At 61.1% G+C, this 22,674-nt stretch carries 21 protein-coding genes and 1 tRNA gene; 9 read left to right on the top strand and 13 right to left on the bottom strand.

From position 1 onward, the window contains the following. The first annotated feature begins 9 nt into the window (after window positions 1-9). Window positions 10-510 (top strand): BON domain-containing protein, encoded by a 501-nt coding sequence (locus tag BSY240_RS02445; protein WP_083229534.1) that lies wholly within the window; start codon window positions 10-12, stop codon window positions 508-510. A gap of 9 nt (window positions 511-519) precedes the next feature. Here the strand turns inward: BSY240_RS02445 and BSY240_RS02440 are convergent, their stop codons facing one another. The 4 genes from BSY240_RS02440 to BSY240_RS02425 form a co-directional block, all read right to left on the bottom strand. Beyond that, window positions 520-1,098, bottom strand: coding sequence for an HdeD family acid-resistance protein (locus BSY240_RS02440; protein WP_069041295.1), 579 nt, complete (start codon window positions 1,096-1,098; stop codon window positions 520-522). Window positions 1,099-1,204: 106 nt separating this feature from the next. Continuing rightward, window positions 1,205-2,227, bottom strand: coding sequence for an SDR family NAD(P)-dependent oxidoreductase (locus tag BSY240_RS02435; RefSeq protein WP_083229533.1), 1,023 nt, complete (start codon window positions 2,225-2,227; stop codon window positions 1,205-1,207). Between the two features lie 29 nt (window positions 2,228-2,256). Then, window positions 2,257-3,819, bottom strand: a complete 1,563-nt coding sequence (locus BSY240_RS02430; RefSeq protein ID WP_171901544.1) for an alginate export family protein — start codon at window positions 3,817-3,819, stop codon at window positions 2,257-2,259. Between the two features lie 424 nt (window positions 3,820-4,243). Further along, window positions 4,244-4,328, bottom strand: a tRNA-Leu gene (locus tag BSY240_RS02425). 214 nt (window positions 4,329-4,542) lie between these two features. Here BSY240_RS02425 and lipB point away from each other — a divergent pair. Next, the gene (gene lipB, locus BSY240_RS02420) at window positions 4,543-5,259 is read left to right on the top strand and encodes a lipoyl(octanoyl) transferase LipB (protein WP_054149684.1); all 717 of its coding nucleotides are present in this window, start codon (window positions 4,543-4,545) and stop codon (window positions 5,257-5,259) included. A 4-nt stretch (window positions 5,260-5,263) separates the two neighbouring features. On the opposite strand, the gene BSY240_RS02415 is transcribed toward lipB, so the two are convergent. After that, complete coding sequence (locus BSY240_RS02415) at window positions 5,264-5,701, bottom strand: helix-turn-helix domain-containing protein (protein WP_069041293.1); 438 nt, start codon at window positions 5,699-5,701, stop codon at window positions 5,264-5,266. A 277-nt stretch (window positions 5,702-5,978) separates the two neighbouring features. On the opposite strand from BSY240_RS02415, the gene BSY240_RS02410 reads away from it, so the two are divergent. The 7 genes from BSY240_RS02410 (at window position 5,979) to fghA (ending at window position 11,956) form a co-directional block, all read left to right on the top strand. Next, window positions 5,979-6,911, top strand: coding sequence for a DMT family transporter (locus tag BSY240_RS02410; RefSeq protein WP_069041292.1), 933 nt, complete (start codon window positions 5,979-5,981; stop codon window positions 6,909-6,911). Window positions 6,912-7,011: 100 nt separating this feature from the next. Then, window positions 7,012-8,283: a hypothetical protein gene (locus BSY240_RS02405; protein WP_069041291.1), complete on the top strand. Its 1,272-nt coding sequence runs from the start codon at window positions 7,012-7,014 to the stop codon at window positions 8,281-8,283. A 57-nt stretch (window positions 8,284-8,340) separates the two neighbouring features. Continuing rightward, window positions 8,341-8,958, top strand: a complete 618-nt coding sequence (locus tag BSY240_RS02400; protein ID WP_069041290.1) for a GNAT family N-acetyltransferase — start codon at window positions 8,341-8,343, stop codon at window positions 8,956-8,958. Window positions 8,959-9,058: 100 nt separating this feature from the next. Next, window positions 9,059-10,186 (top strand): S-(hydroxymethyl)glutathione dehydrogenase/class III alcohol dehydrogenase, encoded by a 1,128-nt coding sequence (locus tag BSY240_RS02395; protein WP_054149689.1) that lies wholly within the window; start codon window positions 9,059-9,061, stop codon window positions 10,184-10,186. Next, window positions 10,186-10,638, top strand: coding sequence for a GNAT family N-acetyltransferase (locus BSY240_RS02390; RefSeq protein ID WP_171901543.1), 453 nt, complete (start codon window positions 10,186-10,188; stop codon window positions 10,636-10,638). The genes BSY240_RS02395 and BSY240_RS02390 overlap by 1 nt, the downstream gene beginning before the upstream one ends. A 3-nt stretch (window positions 10,639-10,641) precedes the next feature. Then, complete coding sequence (locus tag BSY240_RS02385) at window positions 10,642-11,088, top strand: YaiI/YqxD family protein (RefSeq protein ID WP_054149691.1); 447 nt, start codon at window positions 10,642-10,644, stop codon at window positions 11,086-11,088. Between the two features lie 34 nt (window positions 11,089-11,122). Next, complete coding sequence (gene fghA / locus BSY240_RS02380; protein ID WP_069041289.1) at window positions 11,123-11,956, top strand: S-formylglutathione hydrolase; 834 nt, start codon at window positions 11,123-11,125, stop codon at window positions 11,954-11,956. A 125-nt stretch (window positions 11,957-12,081) separates the two neighbouring features. Here the strand turns inward: fghA and BSY240_RS02375 are convergent, their stop codons facing one another. The 8 genes from BSY240_RS02375 to BSY240_RS02340 form a co-directional block, all read right to left on the bottom strand. Then, a complete protein-coding gene (locus tag BSY240_RS02375; RefSeq protein WP_069041288.1) occupies window positions 12,082-13,689 on the bottom strand; it encodes a glycoside hydrolase family 43 protein in 1,608 nt (535 codons plus the stop codon). A gap of 200 nt (window positions 13,690-13,889) precedes the next feature. Next, entirely contained in the window at window positions 13,890-14,942 is a 1,053-nt protein-coding gene (mgrA, locus tag BSY240_RS02370) for an L-glyceraldehyde 3-phosphate reductase (RefSeq protein WP_069041287.1), read from the bottom strand. Between the two features lie 117 nt (window positions 14,943-15,059). Next, window positions 15,060-16,193 (bottom strand): Gfo/Idh/MocA family protein, encoded by a 1,134-nt coding sequence (locus BSY240_RS02365; RefSeq protein ID WP_069041286.1) that lies wholly within the window; start codon window positions 16,191-16,193, stop codon window positions 15,060-15,062. Window positions 16,194-16,221: 28 nt separating this feature from the next. Continuing rightward, entirely contained in the window at window positions 16,222-16,983 is a 762-nt protein-coding gene (locus tag BSY240_RS02360; protein WP_069041285.1) for a sugar phosphate isomerase/epimerase family protein, read from the bottom strand. A gap of 63 nt (window positions 16,984-17,046) precedes the next feature. Beyond that, window positions 17,047-19,506, bottom strand: coding sequence for a beta-mannosidase (locus tag BSY240_RS02355; RefSeq protein WP_069041284.1), 2,460 nt, complete (start codon window positions 19,504-19,506; stop codon window positions 17,047-17,049). Window positions 19,507-19,569: 63 nt separating this feature from the next. Beyond that, window positions 19,570-20,658, bottom strand: a complete 1,089-nt coding sequence (locus BSY240_RS02350; RefSeq protein WP_069041283.1) for an ABC transporter ATP-binding protein — start codon at window positions 20,656-20,658, stop codon at window positions 19,570-19,572. A 4-nt stretch (window positions 20,659-20,662) separates the two neighbouring features. Beyond that, a complete protein-coding gene (locus BSY240_RS02345) occupies window positions 20,663-21,622 on the bottom strand; it encodes a carbohydrate ABC transporter permease (protein ID WP_054149699.1) in 960 nt (319 codons plus the stop codon). Beyond that, complete coding sequence (locus BSY240_RS02340; protein ID WP_054149700.1) at window positions 21,615-22,517, bottom strand: carbohydrate ABC transporter permease; 903 nt, start codon at window positions 22,515-22,517, stop codon at window positions 21,615-21,617. Before BSY240_RS02340 ends, BSY240_RS02345 begins: the two co-directional genes overlap by 8 nt. Window positions 22,518-22,674: the final 157 nt, after the last annotated feature.

The raw sequence follows: 22,674 nt of genomic DNA, 5'->3' as shown, positions 1-22,674 counted from the left end.
AGCCCTCCCATGGCCAAGGACGACCGCAAGACCGAATTTTCCCGCGAAGACGATTACCGCGATTACGACCAGCGCAATATCGGCGAAGGCTGGCCCTATGCCGATGGCGCGGGTGCGACGGCGACACCGGTCGAGAATCGCGGCTATGGCGAAACCGGCGCCAACTTCGACCGTGACCGCAACGAAGGTTTTCGGATCGACGCGGTCAATGCCGATGGCTTCGAGCCAGATGTCGCCACTCCGGTACTGCCGACCACAGATGGCCGGGAAGACGATGACCAGCTCGAATCCGATGTCGCGACCGCGCTTGAAGGTCTTGATGACACCATTTTGGCCGGTCTCGACATCCATGTGGACGGCCATGTCGTGACGCTGCGCGGGTCGCTCGACACGGCGGAGGAGCGCCGGATGGTCGAGTTGAAAGTACTGGGCGTGAAGGGCGTCAGCGACGTGAAGAACTTCATCACAACGCTCGGCGTCGACAGTCACATTCCTGATGATGGGGATTAATCCGCCCTTTCAGGCGGCGCTTTGGCGAACAGCCCATGCCAGAGCGCCGAGGGCCATACCAATGGCGATCAGATTGATTCCGAGGATCAAGCCGATCAGCCATAGCGCGGCGAGCGGCATGGCCGCAAGCAGAACCAGCGAAAGTGCAATCGACAAAAGTCCGCTCACCAGCGTCCAGGCCCAGGTTGGCAGGGGACGGATCGTCATCGCAAAGACGACCTTCGAAATCCCTTCGATCATGAGGAAGATCACCATCAGCAGCGAGAGAAGCAGAAGGCCTTCGCCGAGATTGCGCAGCAGCAGGATACCCAGCAGCACCGCAAGCACGGCGGAAGTGAACTGCAGCCAGAAATTCGGCGCGTGGCGAGCACTGATCAGTCCAAGGCACTGGATCAGGCCTGTCAGCACCATCAGCCAGCCGAAGGTGACAACTGCCGCGGCGGACGAGACCAACGGAAACAAAGCCGCGAAGATGCCCGTCACCACCAGCAGTGCCGCCTCGACGAGATGGAACGTCGCATGCTTGCGCACGGACTGGCGCACCGCTTCACGATAAACTTGGGCTGCAGCATCCAGTGAGATCGTCATGGACCGCTCCTTTTCGCCGGGCATCGGCCAGGAAGAATGCAGACGAAGATGGCCGGCGGCGCATCATTGGTCTTGAACCGATGATACGCCGCCTTGCACGGTCGGTTCAATAGGCCGTCCAGCCTCCGTCGGTCGCGTAGATGCCGCCGGTAAAATTGGACGCCTCGTCGGACAGCAGGAACAACATCATGCTCACCTGCTCGGCCACAGTCGCCGGACGATGCTTCTTGTCGGTATAGGCGAGGATGCTGTCGATCTTGATTCGCCCCATGGTCGGTCCGGTCGCGGCCTGCGACGCGAGCGCCACCAGTTCGCCGGCGCGCGCCACCATCGGCGTATCGGTCGCCGCCATGTTGACCGAATTCACACGAATGCCGTAGGGCGCGTAGTCGATCGCCGCATTCCGGGTCAATCCGGTGACGGCATGTTTACTCGCCACATAGGCCGGATTGCCGGAAAGCCCCGTCATGCCGGCGATGGAGCCCACATTGACAATCGCTCCGCCGGCGCTCTGCTTGACCAGCTGCTTCAACTGCGCCCGCATGCTGTAGAACACGCCGGTCACGTTCGTCTTGAAGACATTGTCCCAATAGAGGTCGCCGGCCTCGTGAATCGGCGCGAAGATCAGGTCGCGCTGCTTCTCGTAATTGATCGGATCACCCGAGTAGACGCCGTCCATCACCCCCGCATTGTTGAGTGCCCCGTCGAGCTTGCCAAACTGCGATACGGCCTGGGCAACGGCCTGCTCCGAGACGGCGGGATCGCCGACGTCACCGAACACGAAAACGCTCTTGCCGCCGCCGGCAAGAATTGAATTGTGCGTCGCCTCTCCGAGATCCTTGATCCAGTCAACGCCGACGACATTGGCGCCTTCGCGCGCAAGCCGGATCGCCGCTGCCTGGCCCATGCCGCGCGCCGAGCCGGTCACGATGAAGGTTCGACCCGCGAAGCGGTTGGATATGAAGAAATCTTCAGGCGTGGGCGTAATGCCGACAACGGCGTTGCCATCGGCTCGGCCGCCACCCATCTGCGCAGTGGCCTCGTTACCGGCGACCCCATCAATGACCGCGCTCGCTGCGACCGCACCGGCAGCAAGCGACACGCCCTTCAACAAATCACGTCTGTCCATTTCGGCATCCTCCTTGGAAATTGTTAAACTCAAAACGCCACGCGCAGGAAGGCCATCGCGCTCCACCAAGTATCGGCACCACCCGAGGTCGCCTGCTTGACCGCATCGCCCGGGAAAGTCGCGGCAACATGGCCCTGCAGCATCACCTTGGGGGAGATGAACCACTTGGCCGTCAGGTTGGCCTCGTAGCCGAGTTCTTTCGAACCGAGTGATGACAAAGCGGGGTTGCCACCGAGATTCGTGGCGCTGTCAGCCCTGAAGACCCAGAATTGCGGCACCAGTTCGACCATGGGGGTGGGTCGCAAACGCAATTGCAGACGGTGGGCGATCAGGTTGCTATCCTGGAACACCTTGAAATGGTTGATCCCCTGCACCCATTGCTCGCCGTTTCCGCCGGACAGCAGTGGATCCCAGCGTTCGAAACGCGCGGTGGCGGGATCGTCACCCGAAAACTGGGCGTAGCGATAGCTGACGACGGGTTGCCACGCTATCTCGGAAAACTGGTAGCCGATCTCGGCCGCCAGCGCTGTCGCGTGCATATCGAAATTTTCGTTGCGCTGCAGGGCGAATTCCGCATTGCCGAAGAAGTCGCCATTCGGCTGATCCCAACGAATGCGCGCATTGAACACCTCAAGCCCTTTGCGCCCCAGTTTGGCCGTGGTGGGATTAGGCGCAGTCTGGGCAAAGTAGGAAGAGCCCGATTCCAGAACTCTGATATAGCTGCCGCCGAGCTTGAAACCGCCGCCCACCGGCGTCTCGACATTCAGCCCAACCATGCGCGTACGAGAATCGACGACGGGAAGTTCGTCGGGATCGAGGTAGAACAGCTCGAACAGGCTGTTGTTGTAGCGCAACTGTCCCAGCACCAGCATGTCCGCCGCCCAGCGCGGATTGGACTGCAGCGCAGCCCGTTCATCGCCGTTCGATGCGGTGTTTCCGATAATCATGCTGTCGGCGATCGCATAGCGCTTGCGCCCGACAGAGGCGTTCCACACGAGCCGGTCGCCCGAGTCGTAGGTTTGACCTCCGACAAGACCGACATAGGCGTCTTCGACACCAAAGTGTGCGCGGCTTTCATCGGTGAACAACTCGGTTCCCGCCGACCCGCTGACGATGCCGCTGAGGCCGCCATAGGCATAGATATCATCGCCAATCGGCGTCAATCCATAGAGCCCCGTATGGATGAAGCCTTCCCCCCATCCGCTTGCGCCGCTGCCGGCCATGTTTCCAGACGCCAACGGATTTCCATTTAGGAACAGGTCGGGGCGTCCATACCAAGCATCGACATTGCCATAGAGCATCGTCAGGGTCTCGAGTTTCCCGACGATGATGGTCCCTTCGCTGTCATAGAGGATGGGCAGATCCTTGGTGTCTCCACTGACCAAATACCCCCGATCCGCGCGCAGGATCTGGTCGCTGAGCGTTGCATTGATCGTCAGGGCGACCCCACCCGAGCGCCCGGAGGAGACTTCGAGTTCGGCCGACGCCACCGTCGCCTGACGGCTGGCCCGGGCAATCGCGATCTCCAATTCGGCACGGTTGAAGGATGCGCCTCGAAACAGGCCGATATTGCGCCGGATCGCATCGATCACCCGGTCATTCGCTGCCGCATCTGCAGAGGGATTGGCGAGAACGATATCAACACTCTCGACAAGCCGCCCCTCGTCGGACGACGGGGTCTGCGCAAGTCCAGGGTTCGCCGCGAGCGGGCCAACTAGGATCATCAAGGCAAGACCGAGGACGCGAGGGAATATGCCGAACGAGAGCGAACGCGGGATACGGCCTGAAGCAAGCCCGCCGGCACTGGCAAGTGTTTGATACATAACGCCCCTCGCACATAATATGATATCAAACTATGCCGATGCCAATGTTTAGCAAAGTGTAAAAATCGTACACAAGAAATTGTCGCGCTACTAGCGTTGCACACAAGAGAATTTCTGAGGCATCCGCTGGGTGCCGAACAGGCGGCCCGCCATGCGGGCAACAAAAAACCCGGCTCGAAGGCCGGGTTTTTTTTGGTGCGGTCGAGAAGACTCGAACTTCCACGGGTTGCCCCACAGCGACCTCAACGCTGCGCGTCTACCAATTCCGCCACGACCGCATCGTGGTAGGCGCCGAATTGCTCCGGCGGGGCTGCATGTAGCAAAAGCCTTGGGGGTCCACAAGCCCGCCGTGACAGATTTTTGAAAATTCGTCATGGCCGGTGGATAAGCCCCCTGCATGGGGGAGGCCGGCGCCCTTGAACTCCGGGGCTTTTCTTGCCAAATACAGGGAAAACAAGGCTTTTCGCCAATCCACAGCCCAAGGCAATTTTCATGCTTCGCACAGATCTCGACCATGCCATGCACCCTCGTGAAGGCTCACCTTCGGTGCGTTGGCGAGTCTCGGACGGTCTCGTGGGTTATGAGGATGCGGTTGCCGAAATGGAGCATCAGGTGGCTCTGATTGCCGACGGAAAGGCCGACGAACTGGTCTGGCTGGTGGAGCACCCTCCCCTTTATACGGCCGGCACCAGTGCTGATTCCAAGGACCTGATCGAGCCCGAACGATTCCCGGTTTTCGCGACCGGTCGCGGCGGTGAATACACCTATCATGGTCCGGGCCAGCGGGTGGCCTATGTGATGCTCGACCTGAAGCGCCGGCGCCAGGATGTCCGCGCTTATGTGGCGGCCCTCGAAGAAGTGGTGATCCGCACGCTCGACAGCATGAACGTCAAGGGCGAGCGCCGCGAGGACCGCGTCGGCGTCTGGGTGCGTCGTCCGGAAAAGCCTGTTCTGCCCGATGGCACGATGAGCGAGGACAAGATCGCAGCGCTCGGCATTCGCCTGCGCCGCTGGGTGAGTTTTCACGGCCTGTCGATCAATGTCGATCCCGATCTCTCGCACTTCACCGGGATCGTGCCCTGCGGCATCTCCGCCTATGGTGTGACGAGCCTCGTCGATCTCGGGCTGCCGGTGATGATGGCAGACGTCGACATGCGCCTGCGCGAAGCTTTCGAAGACGTCTTCGGGCCTACGGTGAACGAAGGCTGAGACCTCAGGCGCGTCCCATCACCGGACCGTCGAGATCGCCGGGATCGCAGCGACTTTCGTGCCGTTCCTCGTAGGTCTCGATCTGTCGGGCAATCTTTTCGATCAGCCGGCCGCATTCGAGATGCGCCTCGGTCAGGCGCTGAAGATCGAGCTTGAGCGCTTCGAGCGGCAGATCGCCGGCCTCCTGAATGGGGCCCGAACCGACGCCGGTCATCAGCCACATGGGCGAAACACCGAGAATGCCTGCGAGATCGATCAGGTTTGACGGTCTCGGCTCGGCACGATCCGCTTCCCAGGCCAAGAGGCTGTCGCGCTTCACACCGACGCGGTTTGCGACATCGGCAAGTGAGAGGCCAGATGCGTCGCGCGCAGCCGACAGGCGGCCCCCAAGCGTATCGTCACTCGAATCCGTCATCCGGGGATAGACCTTACGTGTGGGCATGCGACTTCTCCTGACCGTGAGGAAACGCCGACCCGGAGGGCGACGGTCCTTTCTACCTCGATCTCACATCGCTACATTAGACGACATGATGATCCTGCATCTTTCCGCAGGCGCCACCAACAGGTGAAAACCCGTCACACGGCGACATCCTGGAGATGCGTACAAACGCGTCGTAAACGCTGCCAGCGAATTTTTGTTCCGCATTTTCTTTGCTTGATCACGGAGCGCGCCTCATGCTTGTTCTCTCAAGCACGAAGTCCTCCGGTGAGTCCCGACAATGAGCGCCACGCCTTCCAGTCCATTTCGCGGCATGGTTCTCATGGCGGGCTGCATGCTCGTGCTGCCGGTGATGGATGCCATTGCCAAATACATGGCGACGGTCGAAGGCATGTCACCGGGACAGGTAACCTTTTACCGCTTCTTCTTCCAGCTGGCCTCAGTCCTGCCGGTTCTGATCGCCCTCAACGGTCTGGCAGCCTTTTCGGCGAAACGCCCGTGGATGAACCTGCTGCGCGGCGCGATCCATGGCGCCGCGAGCCTGATGTTTTTCATGGCGGTCAAATACATGCCGCTCGCCGATGTCTTCGCCATCTACTTTGTCGAGCCCTTCATTCTGACGGCCATGTCGGCCATCTTCCTCAAGGAAAAAGTCGGCTGGCGCCGCTGGCTGGCGATCGCGGTCGGCTTTGGCGGTGCGATGATCGTCATCCAGCCGAGCTACGAAGTTTTCGGCATGAAGGCCCTGTTGCCTGTCGCCTGCGCCTTTCTCTATGCGCTCTACATGTTCCTGAACCGGGCGATCGGCGAGGCCGACACCCCGATGACCATGCAGACCATGGCCGGGATCGGTGGCACGATTTTCATGGGGGGCGCCCTGTTGCTCGGCACCGCTGCCGACGGCGTCGACTTCGAGATGTCGCTGCCGACCTCATGGCTTGGCCTCGTCCTGCTCGTCCTGCTCGGCGCGATCTCCGGCTACATCCATCTCCTCGTCGTCCGCGCCTTTCGCATGGCGACGCTGTCCGTGCTCGCGCCCTTCCAGTATTTCGAGATCATCGCCGCCGTTGCGCTGGGTTACCTGCTGTTTGACGAATTTCCGACACCGTCCAAATGGCTCGGCATCCTGATCATCGTCGGATCGGGTCTCTTCATTCTCTGGCGCGAACAGAGACGGACAACGCCGGCACGGACCGTCAAGGACATTGCCTGAAAGACCGGCCGTTCGACGGCATTTGAATGTTTTCAATCACGGGATTCTAAGGGTTCTCGCCTAGGTTCGGCGCATTCATCCGCAGCACCGGGAGAGCTTCTTGGCGACGTATCAGGCCGCAGTGTTTCTGGCCGCCTTCAATCTCGGCCTGCTGTGGCTTCTGATGGCAGCACCGCTTGGGCGGCGGACCATCCGCGTGAGCCGTATCATCCGCGAGCGTCCTGAAGAGCTGTGGAACATCACCCGACCCGCTGGCGACCAAACCTCCTGGCATCCAAATGTCATTGCCGTCGAACCTGTCGATGGCAAACCGGACCTGGTGGAATTCGCCTATCGGCAAAGCGATCGTCACGGGCATCCCAGCAGACGAACCATGATCGTTGACCGCACCGCGATGACGGCCGCCGGCTGTTTCACCTGCGAACTGAGGGTGGTCAATGACACGACGCTCGACCACACTTTCTGGGAAGGCTATCGCGAAAGCCGCAAGGTCGAACGTGCCCCCCTCGGCAGCCGGGTCACCTTCGAGCAGACGGACAACTATCGCGGGCTCGCCTTTTATCTGTTCCGGCGCATAGCCCTCGCCCGCGAACTCTCCGCATTGCAGAACCATGTGGAGGAAAGCCCCGCGTCGAACCTTCTGCATTTCGAACACCCGCTTTGGCAGACCGTACTCGTGCTGCTCTCGACCCTCTTGCTCTGGCCGTTTTTTGGCCTGACCGCACAGGGCCTGATGATCTCGGTGTTCCTGACCCTCGTCATCCTGCTGCATGAACTCGGCCACATGGTGGCCTACCGCGCCTTCGGCCATCCGACGACGCGCATGCTCTTCGTGCCGCTGCTGGGCGGCGTGGCCATCGGCGGGCGCCCCTACAATACCCATTTCGAGGTCGCAACCTGCGCCCTGATGGGGGCCGGCTTCTCGGCGCTGCTTGTCCCGATCCTTGTCGCTGCCCATCAATCGGCGGGGGACATTCCCCATTCGACGGCGATGGATGGCCCGATCCTGGTCTTTCTGGTGATTCTCGGCGCCTTCAATCTTCTGAACCTTCTTCCCACCTACCGCTTTGACGGCGGCCAGGTGCTGCGACAGGTGTTTCAAGCGCCACGCGCCCTCGCGCTCACCAGTTTTCTGGTGACAGGCGTGGTGGCCTGGACCGGCTGGAGAATTGGGCTTTCAGCACCAGCACTGACGATCGGCGTGGCACTTTTCACGCTGCTTGGCATGATCAGGACGAAGTCGGCAAAGCCCCGCGAGGCCCTCGTGCCGATGAATGGTCCGGAGCGCCTGATGACCGGCTTCGGCTACTATGCGGCCTTGGCCATCCACGTCTACGCCGTGATCTATGCCTGCGACAGACTGTTTCCCTGATCCCGCCGCTGCTTCACCCGCTTGACATGCGGCGGCGCTCAAGCTCCAAGAGACCGCATGGATACCGAACAAAAGCCCCTCCCCGCCGGCTATCACGACGTCGCGCCGAACATGCTCGCGACCATCGTCACCTGCCTTGAAATGACGACAAGACCAGCACCTCGCCCCAATCCGCCGACCGATGGGCTGACGGTGGAGCGCTGGAACGCGCCGGCGCTTGAGGATTACCGCGCGCTCTACCGCCGCGTGGGAGAGGATTGGCTCTGGGTCTCGCGCGCCGTGATGGATGACGAGAAGCTGAGGGCCATCATCGAAGATCCCGCCGTTGAAATCCATGCGCTGACGCGCAACGGCGAAAAGCTCGGGCTGCTGGAACTCGACTTCCGCGAAGGCGCAGAATGCGAACTCGCCTTTTTCGGTCTCGACCAGAGCCTGATTGGATCGGGCGCCGGGCGTATCCTGATGAATGTCGCGATCGACACGGCCTGGGAAAAGTCGATATCACGCTTCTGGGTTCACACCTGCCATCTCGACCATCCGGCGGCATTCGCCTTCTACCAGCGCTCCGGTTTCAGACCTTACAAGCGCATGGTCGAGATTTTCGAAGATCCCAGACAGACGGGTAAACTGCGGCCAGATGCAGCACCGCATTTCCCCGTGCTCACCGCCGAATAGACGATAAAAATCAGACTTTTGAGAAAATCCGGCTCGGGCCTTGAGCCGGATGGCGAAGGCGTGCCAAAGTCGCCACCAACGATTTGTCAGGAGAAAAACCATGGATGTTCGCGCCGCCGTCGCCGTGCAGGCTGGAAAGCCGCTTGAGGTCATGACCGTTCAACTCGAAGGCCCGCGCGCCGGCGAAGTGCTGATCGAGGTGAAGGCCACCGGGATCTGTCACACCGACGATTTCACGCTCTCGGGCGCCGATCCGGAAGGTCTCTTCCCGGCCATTCTCGGCCATGAAGGTGCAGGCATCGTGGTTGATGTCGGCCCGGGCGTGACCTCGGTGAAAAAGGGCGACCATGTCATTCCGCTCTACACGCCGGAATGCCGCGAATGCTATTCCTGCACCTCGCGCAAGACCAATCTCTGCACCTCTATCCGCACAACCCAGGGACAGGGCGTGATGCCGGATGGTACGAGCCGATTCTCGATCGGCAAGGACAAGATCCACCACTACATGGGTTGCTCGACGTTCTCGAACTTTACCGTTCTGCCCGAGATTGCCGTTGCCAAGGTCAACCCGGACGCGCCCTTCGACAAGATCTGCTACATCGGCTGCGGTGTGACGACCGGCATCGGTGCGGTCATCAACACCGCCAAGGTCGAGATCGGCTCGACCGCCATCGTCTTCGGTCTCGGCGGCATTGGTCTGAACGTGCTGCAGGGCCTGCGCCTGGCCGGTGCCGACATGATCATCGGCGTCGACATCAACCCGGATCGCAAGGCCTGGGGCGAGAAATTCGGCATGACGCATTTCGTCAATCCGAAGGAAGTCGGCGACGACATCGTGCCTTACCTCGTCAACATGACGAAGCGCGGCAACGATCTGATCGGCGGCGCGGACTACACCTTCGACTGCACCGGCAATACCAAGGTGATGCGCCAGGCGCTGGAAAGCTCGCATCGCGGCTGGGGCAAGTCCGTCATCATCGGCGTCGCCGGCGCCGGCCAGGAAATCTCGACGCGTCCCTTCCAGCTGGTCACCGGCCGCAACTGGATGGGCACCGCCTTTGGCGGCGCGCGCGGCCGCACCGACGTTCCGAAGATCGTCGACTGGTACATGGAGGGCAAGATCCAGATCGACCCGATGATCACCCACACCATGCCGCTCGAAGACATCAACAAGGGCTTTGACCTGATGCACAAGGGCGAATCGATCCGCGGCGTCGTGGTCTATTGATGTCTGCGCATTACACTGTCGACGTGCGGAGGCTCGACGAGTTCTCCGCCGCCGACCTCTACGACATGCTGAAGCTGCGCGTCGACGTTTTCGTCGTCGAGCAGCATTGCCCCTATCCGGAGCTCGACGGGAACGACAAGGACTGCCTGCATCTTCGCCTGCTCGATGGCGAGGACCTGCTCGCCTGCGCAAGGCTGTGGCGGCCTTCGGCGGAGCACCATCCGCGCATTGGCCGCGTTGCGGTCTCTCCTGATCATCGCGGCAAGCGGCTTGGCGAAGCGCTGATGCGCGAGGCGATTTCAGAGGTCGAGAAGCGCCATCCGGGTAAACCGATCGAGATCTCGGCGCAGAGCCATCTGCAGAAATTCTATGGGTCGCTGGGGTTTGAGGTGATCTCGGAGGAGTATCTGGAGGATGGCATCCCGCATGTGGATATGCTGCGGAAAGGATAGCCGATGCCCGAAATCTATGTCGATGCCGATGCCTGTCCGGTGAAGCCGGAGATCCTGAAAGTGGCCGAGCGGCATGATCTGCCGGTGACCTTTGTTGCGAATTCCGGCCTTCGCCCCTCGCGCGATCCGATGGTCAAGAATGTCATTGTATCAGGCGCCTTCGATGCGGCTGACGACTGGATTGCCGAGCGCTGCAGCGAAGGTGACATCGTCGTGACCGCCGATGTGCCGCTGGCCGGTCGATGCGTCGCCGCCGGTGCACTGGTCACCGGCCCGACAGGACGGATCTTCGACACGGCCAATATTGGCATGGCGACGGCGATGCGCGACCTTGGCGCACACTTGCGCGAGACCGGCGAGAGCAAGGGCTACAATGCCGCCTTTTCGCCGCGCGACCGTTCGGCCTTCCTCGAAACGCTCGACCGGCTTTGCCGTCGGGTGAAGAAATGAGCCCCGAAAGGGCCCTGAACAAGGACAGATCCCCATGAATATCCTTTCCCAGAACACCGCCTTCGGCGGCATGCAGGGCGTCTTCTCTCACGCATCGGAGGCGACCGGCACCGAGATGACCTTTGCCGTCTTCGTGCCACCCCAGGCGACCACCGAAAAGCGGCCGGTGCTCTGGTATCTCTCAGGGCTGACCTGCAGCCATGCCAATGTGATGGAAAAGGGCGAATATCGCCGGATGGCCGCCGAACTCGGCCTGATCGTCGTCTGCCCGGATACGAGCCCGCGCGGCAATGACGTGGCCGATGAGCTGACCAACTGGAAGATGGGCAAGGGCGCGGGCATGTATCTGAATGCCACGGAAACGCCCTGGGCCGAACATTACCAGATGTACTCCTACATCACGGAAGAGCTTCCCAGCCTGATCGCAGAGCAGTTCCGCGCCGACATGGACCGCCAGGGCATTTTCGGCCATTCCATGGGCGGCCATGGCGCCATGACGATTGCGCTGAAGAACCCTGAGCGCTTCAAGAGCTGCTCAGCCTTTGCCCCGATCGTCAATCCGCTGACGGCGGACTGGACACAGGATGCGTTCGAAAAGTATCTCGGTGCTGACCGTGCGAAATGGCGTGAATACGACGCCTGCGCACTGGTGGAAGACGGCGCCCGCTTCCCGGAATTCCTTGTTGATCAGGGCAAGGCCGACAGTTTCCTCGAGACAGGTCTCGCCCCCTGGAAATTCGAAGAGGCAGTGAAGGGCACGGATATCGGCCTGACGCTGCGCATGCATGAGCGCTACGACCATTCCTACTACTTCATCTCGACCTTCATGGAGGATCATCTGAAGTGGCATGCGGAACGGTTGGGGTGAACTAAAGGCAAAACGCCGTCATGCTCGGGCCAGTCCCGAGCATCCGCTACCGTTGAATTGACTGCGACGTAAGTAGATCCTCGGCGCAGGGCCGAGGATGACGGCGGCGTATGTCAGCGCGCCCCTTACCCCCGCCGATAGACAAACCGCTCGAAATCCGCCGCTTTGCCCTGCCCCGACACATCAAAACAGAACATGCCGGCAAACGCCCCGGTAAACGAGCCGTGTTCGCCGAAACCGCCTTCGTCGGAGACGACGCCGGCGTCGAGGACGGGGCCGATGGCCTGCCACGTGCCTTCGCCTGAGACCCGCCAGAAGAATTGCAGGTCGTTGTCGGTGATCTCCATGGCGAGGTCGATCGCGCCATCGGGGATAGACTGGCCCATGCCGATCGGAAACTCCAGCTTGCCCGAGGGATACTCGCCCGGGCAGGACAGGATGATCAGCGAGCGGCCGAGCTTTTCGTCCGTGGAAATGCCGAGCGCGTGGAATTTGTAGCGATTGTAGTAATGCGTCAGGCCAGCGACCTGCTGATAGGTCTCGGGCGCAAATTCAAGACGCGTCTCGGCGCGGAAGCGGTGATGCTCCTGACGGCGGGCAATGAGCGACTGTTCGAACCAGGAACCGATGCTTTCCCGGCCGAAAAGGCGCAAGCGCCCTGCCCGTCCGGTCAGGCTGAACAGGCGCTCAGGATAGGGCGTACGCAGCCACTGGAATTCGGATGGTAAGTCGGGGCTGTCGAAGGCCCTGACTATCTCGACGGGTTCCTCGCGCTTCATGGCGCCATAGGGCGCCGGAACCTCGACGGCGGGCACGACGCCGCCCTGTTCGAGATAGAGCCAGCCATCCTCCTTCCATACGCATTTCTGCAGGCCCGTTTCGCGGCCCAGCGTGCAGCGACGCTTGGGCGGCATCGGACGCCCGCAGAGATGGGTGTGATAGAACTGACCATCCGGAGTTTCGACATATTGGCCGTGACCGGCGCGTTGCAGATCTGCGTCCGGGTCATCCTTGGAGGTGATGAGATGCGTATTCGGGTGCATCTCATAGGGACCCTCGATGGCGCGCGAGCGGGCCATGGTGACGACATGGTCATATCCAGTGCCGCCTTCGGCAGTCGTCAGGTAGTACCAGCCATTCCGCTTGAAGACATGCGGGCCTTCGACGAGGCCCTGTTTGCTGCCCTCGAAAATGTTCCTGATCGGGCCGGTGAGCGTCTTCGTCTTCGGGTCCCATTCCTGCAGCAGGATGCCGTCGAATTTGGCATGGCCGATGGTGTTGCGGGCTTCGGGGCGGTGGTTCCACTGCATGTTGAGGAACCACTTGGCGCCGTCATCGTCATGGAAGAGCGAGGGGTCGAAGCCTGAGGAATTGACATAGATGGGATCGGACCAGGGCCCTTCGATCGAAGGCGCCGTGACGATGTAATTGTGTGCGTCCTTGAAGGAACCTTCGAAACGCTTCACGTCGGTATAGACGAGCCAGAACAACCCGTCGGCATAGGACAGGCACGGCGCCCAGACGCCGCCGCTGTCGGGATTGCCGCGCATGTCGAGCTGGCTTGCGCGGTTGAGCGGACGGCAGACGAGCTCCCAGTTGGCGAGGTCGCGCGAATGGTGGATCTGGACGCCGGGGAACCATTCGAAGGTGGAGGTGGCGATGTAATAATCCTCGCCCACGCGGCAGATCGACGGGTCCGGATTGAAGCCCGGCAGGATGGGGTTGATGATCATGGGGTGTGGTTTCTCCTCCGCAGTTACCTCTCCCCCTGCGGGAGGGGAAGAAAAATCAGGGTCTAGCCAAAGGCTCAAGCCCTAGATTTTTCAGGAGAGGGGCTGCCTGACTGACAAGCCCTTCTCTTGGGATTTCTAGCACTTAGCTGACGCTAAGCTGCTGAAATCCCGTTCTCCCCCGCAAGGGGGGAGATAGGTTTCTACTTCTTCTTCCGTGGCGGGCCCTTGCGCTCGGCGGACGCGGCCCAGATGTTGATGTCGGCGTCCTTGGCGAAAACGTCTATCTCGGCGAGTTCTTCCGCGGTGAAGTCCGGCGTTTCGATTGCCTTGACGCAGTCATCGACCTGAGAGGGCTTCGACGCGCCGATCAGGGCGGTGGTGATATGGCCGCCGCGCAGCACCCAGGCGAGCGCCATCTGCGCCAGCGTCTGGCCGCGCTTTTCCGCGATCTTGTTGAGGCCCCGGATGTTTTCGAGATTGCGGTCGTTGAGGAAGCCCGGGTCAAGCGACTTGTCCTGCGTGGCGCGGGTGCCTTCCGGAATGCCGTTCAGGTATTTCGAGGTCAGCATGCCCTGCGCGAGCGGCGAGAAGACGATCGAACCGACGCCCAGTTCTTCCAGCGTATCGATCAGCCCGTCTTCCTCGATCCAGCGATTGATCATCGAATAGCTGGGCTGATGGATGAGAAGCGGCGTGCCAAGGCTTTTCAGGATGGCATGGGCTTCGCGGGTGCGCTTGGAATTGTAGGAGGAAATGCCGACATATTGCGCCCTGCCCGAACGGACGATGTGGTCGAGCGCGCCGCAGGTCTCCTCGAGCGGCGTGTCGGGATCGAAGCGGTGCGAATAGAAGATGTCGACATAGTCGAGGCCCATGCGCTTCAGGCTCTGGTCGCAGGAAGCGATCAGGTACTTGCGGCTGCCCCATTCGCCGTAAGGACCCGGCCACATGTTGTAGCCCGCCTTTGAAGAGATGATCAGTTCGTCGCGGTAGCCTCGGAAATCGGTCTTGAGGATATCACCGAAGGCTTCTTCCGCAGAGCCGGCCGGCGGGCCGTAATTGTTGGCGAGGTCGAAATGGGTGATGCCGAGGTCGAAAGCCCTACGGCAGATCGCCTGCTTGGTGGAATGCGGCGTGTCATTGCCGAAATTGTGCCAGAGGCCGAGCGAGATCGCCGGCAGCTTCAGCCCGCTTTTGCCGCAGCGATTATAGGTCATCCGCTCATAGCGGTTTTCGGCGGGGGTATAGGTCATGGATGGTTCTCTCCCGGATGCAGACGCTTGTTGCTTGCCCCTCATCCCCCTGCCGGGACCTTATCCCCGCAGGCGGGGAGAAGGAGGCGGCAGCCGGATGATGGGCATAGCTCCCCCTTATCTAAGCAGAGCCTGCGCTTCGTCGATACCCAGGGCAGCCGGTTGAGTGCAGGTTGTCGACAGGGTTACGAATTCACCCGTCTCGCCGGACTTCAGGATCGACACCATGACATCGACGCCGTGTAGCGTGCGGTCCAGCGAGCAGCGGGCATCGCGGCCTTCGAGGATCGCGACCGCCATGTCGGCAAGGCCGGCCGTGCGGTAGTTGGCGCGAGGACCTTGCGGGCTTTCCTGGTTGTTGCGACCGAAGGGATGATCCCAGGCTTCGAGCGGCTGGATGTCCTTGTTGCGGCCGGAAGCCTCGACGACGCCGCCGAAGAAGTTCGGATCGGGCACGTAGAGCGAGCCATCGGTGCCGTAGAGTTCCATATTGGCGTGGCGGTGGCTCCAGACATCCCAGCTGGCCGAGAGCGTGATCGTCGCGCCGTTCTGGAATTCCAGAAGCGCATGGATATTGGTCGGGGTCTTGACCGGGATGACGTCGCCACTGCGCGGCTGGCTGGTGATCGTCCGGGTCTCGTTCGCCATGGAGGTCAGGGCTGCCACCCGCTTCACCGGGCCGATCAGGTTGATCAGGTTGGCGATGTAATAGGGGCCGAGGTCGAGGACCGGGCCGCCGCCGGGCAAGAAGAAGAAGTCCGGGTTCGGATGCCACATCTCCATGCCGGGGCTCATCACATGGCAAGTGCCCGACGTGACGCGGCCGATGCCGCCCTTGTCGATATAGTCACGCGCCAGCTGGTGCGCACCGCCGAGGAAAGTATCCGGTGCGCAACCGACAGACAGGCCCTTGGCCTTGGCGATGCTGCGAAGCTCCTCGCCCTGTTCGAGCGAGAGCACCAGCGGCTTTTCCGAATAGACATGTTTGCCGGCTTCGAGAATGCGCTTTGAGACGGGATAATGCGCATCCGGGATCGTCAGGTTGACGACGATGTCCACCTCGTCATTGGCCAGCAGCTCGTCGATGGTCTGCGCCTTGACGCCGTATTCTTCGGCGCGCAGCTGCGCCGCACTCATATTGATGTCGGCGCATGCGACGACCTTCAAGCCGCGAAACAGCGGCGCCAGCGAAAAGTAGGTGGTGGAAATATTGCCGGATCCGATGATGCCGACGCCGAGTTCGCGTGCCATGGGAAATGTCCTGCTTGCTGCGATGGGTTCAATAGGTGTTGAAGGAAGCGATCGAACGGGTGATCAGCCGGTCGATATCCTTGGGATTATCGTGCTCGACGACGAAATGCTTGACGCGGGTGCTCTTCAGCGCCGCGATCAGGCCCTTCCAGTCGACGGTGCCATGGCCAACATCCGCCCAGCCGTCTTCCTCGGTGTTTTCACCTGCGGCGGCGATATCCTTTACATGCACGGCACTGATGCGTTTGCCGTAGCTTTCGATCCAGGAGAAGGGATCGGCACCGCCACGGATGACCCAGGCGATATCGGCTTCCCAGTCGAGCTCGGGACCGCCGGCGAAGATCTGCTCCTGCGGCGTCGATCCATCCGGCAGGGCCGCAAATTCGAAGTCGTGATTGTGCCAGCCGAAGACGAGGCCCGCATCGCGCAGCGGCTTGCCCGCCGCTTGCAGGCGCTGGCCGAAGGCGAACCAGCCGGCCGCATCCGAGGGACGCTGGTCGGGCATCAGATAGGGGCAGTAGACGGCCTCGATGCCAAGCGTCCTGGCGATCTTGATGACCCGGGCCGGGTCGTTCTCGATCATGTCGAGGCCGAAATGGGCGGTCGGCATGGTCAGGCTGTTGTCGTCGAGTTCCTTGCGGAAGGCGTCGAGCTCACCGTCGGCAAGCGACGCGTAGAGGGCGCCGTAACCCTCGACCTCACTGTAACCAACGGCCTGGAGTTTCGGATAGATGCCGCTGAAGGGCTGGAAATTGCGGGCGCTGTAAAGTTGGAAGCCGAGTTTGGTCATGGGGGTAGTCTCCTCCTCGTTTGGTCCTGGATCGGGCGCCCAGGGCCTTATCTGTGTCGCCTGTCAGTCCTCCGACTGGCAGCTATAGAGATCGTAGATGCGGAACGCCGGCAGGGTGCCTGCGGGCAGCGCGGCATCCGGTTTGAAAGTGATGCGGCGGCTCTCGCCGGCCGAAAGGTCGAAGGCGTTGTCCGAATAGCGGCCAGGGGTCGCGCTTTCGAGCATGACGAAAAGTGCGAGGGCTTGGGACGTGACGGTCACCTCGAACGCACCGTCGCCGGTCGGGGAAACGGAGACTTCCAAACGCGAGGGTTCTAGGTCGAGCGCCTTGTAGGTGCCATTGAGGAAGTGCCCCTCGCCGCTCATGCCGTTGGAAGCGGTGAAGCTCCATGCGAGCAGACCGTCGGCGGGGATCTCACTGGCATCGAGCGTGACGAGCACGTCGGCCGTATCAGGGTCGCAATCGCCCTGCACGCTTTTGAGCGGGATGCGATCGCCGGACAGCGTCAAAACGAAGAGATTGGCGTCGATGGTGACGGTATCGAGCGTGTCGTTGACCATGGAGAGCGCGATGGTGCTGCCGTCTTCGGACGGGATGGCGGCGACCGAGACCGGCTGGAAGAAGCGCCGCACCATGTAATGCATCGCCTTCCAGCTGCCGCCGTAGTCGAGGCTGGACCAGGAAGCAACCGGCCAAGTGTCGTTGAGCTGCCAGTAGATGGTGCCCATGCAATGGGGCTTCAGCGAGCGCCAGTATTCGACAGCCGTCTTGATGGCGAGGCCCTGCTGGATTTGGCTCAGATAGACGAAATTGGCGAAATCCTTGGGAAAACGGAAATAGCGGAACATGGTGCCCGCGATCCGCTCATTGCCGCCGGCATTCTTCTGGTGAAGCTCGATCACCGGCGAAGCGATGTTCATGTCGCCCTTGTCGGCAAAACCCTCGATGATCGGCAGCGACGTGTAGGACTGGAAGCCGAACTCCGAGCAGAAGCGCGGTTTGACAGTTCGGTAATTATCGAAACTCTTGTTCTCGTGCCAGACCGACCAGTAATGCATGTCACCGGAGCCATCGGCATGCCAGGCATCGCCATAGTCGAGATAGCCCGAGGCCGGGCTCGACGGCCACCAGATTCCCTGGGGATAAGTCTTCTTGACGCCCTGCTCGATGACACGGTTGAGGCGGTCATAGGCGACGAGATAGCGGTCGCGGTTGTCGCGAGATTCCGGAAACCAGGTGAGCGCACCGACGAGCTCGTTGTCGCCGCACCAGATGACGATGGAGGCATGGCTGGAGAGCCGCTTGACCTGGTATTCGACCTCGTGGGCCACATTGTCGAGGAAGTCGTCGGTGCAAGGATAGAGGTTGCAAGAGAACATGAAGTCCTGCCAGACCATCAGGCCGAGCCGGTCGCAGAGGTCGTAAAGCCAGTCGGCCTCGTAGAAGCCACCGCCCCAGATACGGATCATGTTCATATGCGCGGCGACGGCGGAATTCAGCAGATCGGTGGTCTTCTCCTCCGACGACCGAGAGAACAGCGCATCCGCCGGGATCCAGTTGGCGCCACGGCAGAAGATCTCGCGGCCGTTGACCTTGAGCGCAAAGCGGCTGCCGGCCTCGTCCGGATCGGTAATCAGTTCGACGGTGCGAAGGCCGATCTGGCGGGTCACGGTTTCGCTCGGCAGGTCGACGGTCAGCGTATAGAGCGCCTGCTCACCGGAGCCCGATGGCCACCAGAGCCGCGGGTTTTCGATCTCGAAGACATGCACGACCTTCGTCTCGCCAGCGGAAATGCCGACATCCAGGCGCACACGATCGGCGTCGAGTGCGAAGTGGATCGGCACCACGGCTGGCTCGGCGGAATGGATGGTAGCGGTAACCTTGAGCTCGACGCGGCCATCGGCGTAGTGGACCTGCTCCGTCTCGACATGCTCGATGCGGGCCGGGTCGAGCTTTTTCAGCGAAAGCGTACCGTAGATGCCGAGCGGCGCGATCGCGATGTTCCAGTCCCAGCCGAAATGGCATTGCGGCTTGCGCAGCATGTTGCCGTTGGGGATCGGGGAATTCGCAGTCGAATACGGAATATAGAAGGGCTGGCGGGCCTGGCGTTCGGCGCCAGCCGAGATGCTGGAATGGAAGACGATGCGGACGGTGTTTTCGCCCGGCTGCAGCGCGTGGCTGACATCGGGGCGATAGCGGCGGAAACAGTTGTCGGCGGATAGCACCGGCACATCGTTGACGAAGACGACGGCGACCGTATCGAGATAGTCGATGTCGAGATACCAGCTGCCGGAAATATCGGGAACGACGACCTGACGTTCGATAACCCAGTCGCGCTCGGCAACCCATTGCACGACCTCTTCGTTGCGACCGAAATAGGGATCGGGGATCAGGCCTGCGGCATGCAGCGCCGAATGCACATCGCCCGGCAGCGTGATCGCCGCCTGATGATCGCCGTTGGCGGACGAAAGACGCCATTCGCCGTGAAGATCGATGGCGCCGTTGTGGGCATTCTGGGTCATGACGACAGTCCTGCAGAAGAAAAAGGCGCCCCGGTCACAGGCCGGGACGCAGGGGGGAACGTGTCAGATGCGCTCTTCGGTCTGCGCATCGAAAAGGGAGGCGACTTCCATGTCAAAGCCGAGGCGAACCTTGGCGCCCGGCGCATAACGGCGGGTGCCGCCGATGCGGACCGACATGGTGTGGCCGGCATGTTTGAGCCAGAGCAGGTTGTCGGCGCCCATCGGCTCCTCGATGTCGACGATCGCCTCGTGCAGCTCGCCGATACCGGCCTCTTCATCGACCTTGATATGCTCCGGACGTACGCCGAGCACCACCTTGCGACCGCCGGTCAGAGGCTCCGCCGAGCGATATCCCTTCAAAGAGAAGATAACGTCATGGGTGCGGAAGAAGACCTCGCCGCCTTCATTGACGAGATCACCATTCAGGAAATTCATCGACGGCGAGCCGATGAAGCCGGCGACGAAGAGGTTTCGCGGCTGGTTGTAGATCGTGTTCGGATCGGCGAGCTGCTGGATGACGCCGCTCTTCATGATCGCAATGCGGTCGGCAAGCGTCAGCGCCTCGATCTGGTCGTGCGTGACGTAGATCATCGTGTTCTTGAGGCTGTGGTGAAGGCGCTTGATTTCGACACGCAGTTCCGAGCGCAGCTTGGCATCGAGGTTGGAAAGCGGCTCGTCGAACAGGAAGACGTCAACGTCGCGCACCAGGGCACGACCGATCGCCACGCGCTGACGCTGACCACCGGAAAGTGCCGAGGGCTTGCGGTCGAGCAACGGACCGATCTGCAGGATGTCGGCGGCGCGCTGGACGCGCTTTTCAATCTCGTCCTTCGGCATCTTGGCAACCTGCAGGCCGAAGGAGAGGTTTTTCTTCACCGACATCTGCGGATAGAGCGCATAGGACTGGAACACCATGCCGATGCCGCGGTCCTTGGGCTCTTCCCAGGTGACGTTCTTGCCCTTGATGAAGATCTGCCCGTCGGTCGGCTCGAGCAGTCCCGCGATGCAGTTGAGCAACGTGGACTTGCCGCAGCCGGATGAGCCCAGGAGAACGATGAACTCACCGTCGACAATGTCGAGATTGAGGTTTTCCAGCACCTTGACGGCGCCGAAGCTCAAAGAGAGGTCCTTGATCGATACACTATGCGACATGAGCTTAACCCTTGACTGCGCCGGCGGCGATGCCCCGGACGAAGAGGCGTCCGGAAATGAAGTAGACGATGAGCGGCACGGCGCCGGTCAGAAGTGTTGCGGCCATGTTGACGTTGTATTCCTTCACGCCCTGGACCGAGTTGACGATGTTGTTGAGCTGGACCGTCATCGGGTAGTATTCCGGTCGGGTGAACACGACGCCGAACAGGAAGTCGTTCCAGATTCCGGTGATCTGCAGGATCATGGCGACGACGAAGATCGGCAGCGACATGGGCAGCATGATCCTGAGATAGATCTGCCAGAACCCCGCCCCATCGATACGGGCGGCCTTGAACAGCTCTTCCGGCAGCGAGGTGAAGTAGTTGCGGAACAAGAGCGTCAGGATCGGCATGCCGAAGATGGTGTGCACGACGACAAGGCCGGTAAGCGTGCCGTAGATGCCGAGTTCGCGCAGCACGATGACGATCGGGTAGATCATCACCTGATAGGGAATGAAGGCGCCGATGATCAGGATCGTGAAGAACAGTTCCGCACCCTTGAAGCGCCAGTTGGCGAGTGCATAGCCATTGACCGAGGCGATCAGGATCGAGATCAGCGTCGAAGGCACGGTGATCCGGACCGAATTCCAGAACCCGCGCGACAGGCCGTCGCAATTCAGGCCGGTGCAGGCGGTTGCCCAGGCCTTGACCCACGGCTCGAAGGTGATCTCCATCGGTGGCGAGAAGATATTGCCGAGACGGATCTCCGGCATGCCCTTCAGCGACGTCACGATCATCACGTAGAGCGGGATCAGATAGTAGATCGCAAAGAAGATCAGCGACCCGTAGAGCATGATGTTGCGCCCCGAGAAGGTGCGCTTCGGCTTGGCACCGCGTGGGCCCGACCCGACATGATCGGAGCCAACCTGATTTGAGACCGCGTCGAAACCGGCGGCGGTAGCGTTGAGAGAACCGGGATTAGCCACGCTTCTTTCCTCCGAATTCGAGATAGGCCCAGGGGATGATGATAATCGCGACCGTCAGCAGCATCATGGTCGATGCGGCGAAGCCCTGGCCGAGATTCTGTGCCTGGAACATATAGTCGTAGACGTATTTGGCAGGGACTTCGGAGGCGATACCGGGGCCGCCGCTGGTCTGGGCGACGACGAGGTCGTAGAGGCGGACGATGCCGGATGTGATGATGACCAGCGTGGTGATGAAGACAGGGCGCATCATCGGGATGATGATGAAGAGATAGGTCTTCCACATGGGAATGCCGTCGACGCGCGAGGCCTTCCAGATGTCTTCGTCGATGCCACGCAGACCCGCGAGCAGCAGACACATGACGAGACCCGTGCCCTGCCACAGACCGGCGATCAGGATGCCGTAGATGACGATCTCCGAATTGTAGAGCGGGTTGAAGGTGAAGGTCTCCCAGCCCAACGACCGCACGATCGACTGCACCCCGAAATCCGGGTTGAGGATCCATTGCCAGACGAGACCGGTGACGATGAAGGACAGCGCGAAGGGATAGAGAAAGATCGTGCGGAACGCGTTTTCGAAACGGATCTTCTGATCCATCAGCGCTGCCAGTAGGAACCCGATAACGATCGAGAAGATCAGCGAGAGTATCCCGTAGATCGCCAGGTTCTGGATCGAAATGATCCATCGCGGCGCATCCCACAGACGTTCATACTGCTCGAAGCCTATGAAGTTGGCGCGCGGCAAAAGCCGCGAATTGGTGAAGGAATAGACGACCGTCCAGATTGTCCCTCCAAGGAAGATGACCATGGCGGTCAGCACCATTGGAATGGACGCGATCTTGGCGTTCAGATTGCGAAACAGCTTGTTGGGTCGACCAGCATGCGACGGGCTCGCCATGGGTCAGTCCTCCTCGTCCTGGACACGGGTGTCGTACCAAGGCCGTCACGCTGAAACGCACACGCTTCCCGCACGCAGCCGGCACATGGGCTCGACGCCCTACCCCGGGTCGAAAATGGCCTATGTCCAGCCAGGGTCGCCCCTGGCTGGACAGGTC

The organism is Agrobacterium sp. RAC06 (assembly GCF_001713475.1).
Classification (GTDB): Bacteria; Pseudomonadota; Alphaproteobacteria; order Rhizobiales; family Rhizobiaceae; genus Allorhizobium.
Note: the sequence above shows the minus strand (reverse complement) of the source record. Positions and strands in the feature narration are given on the sequence as shown.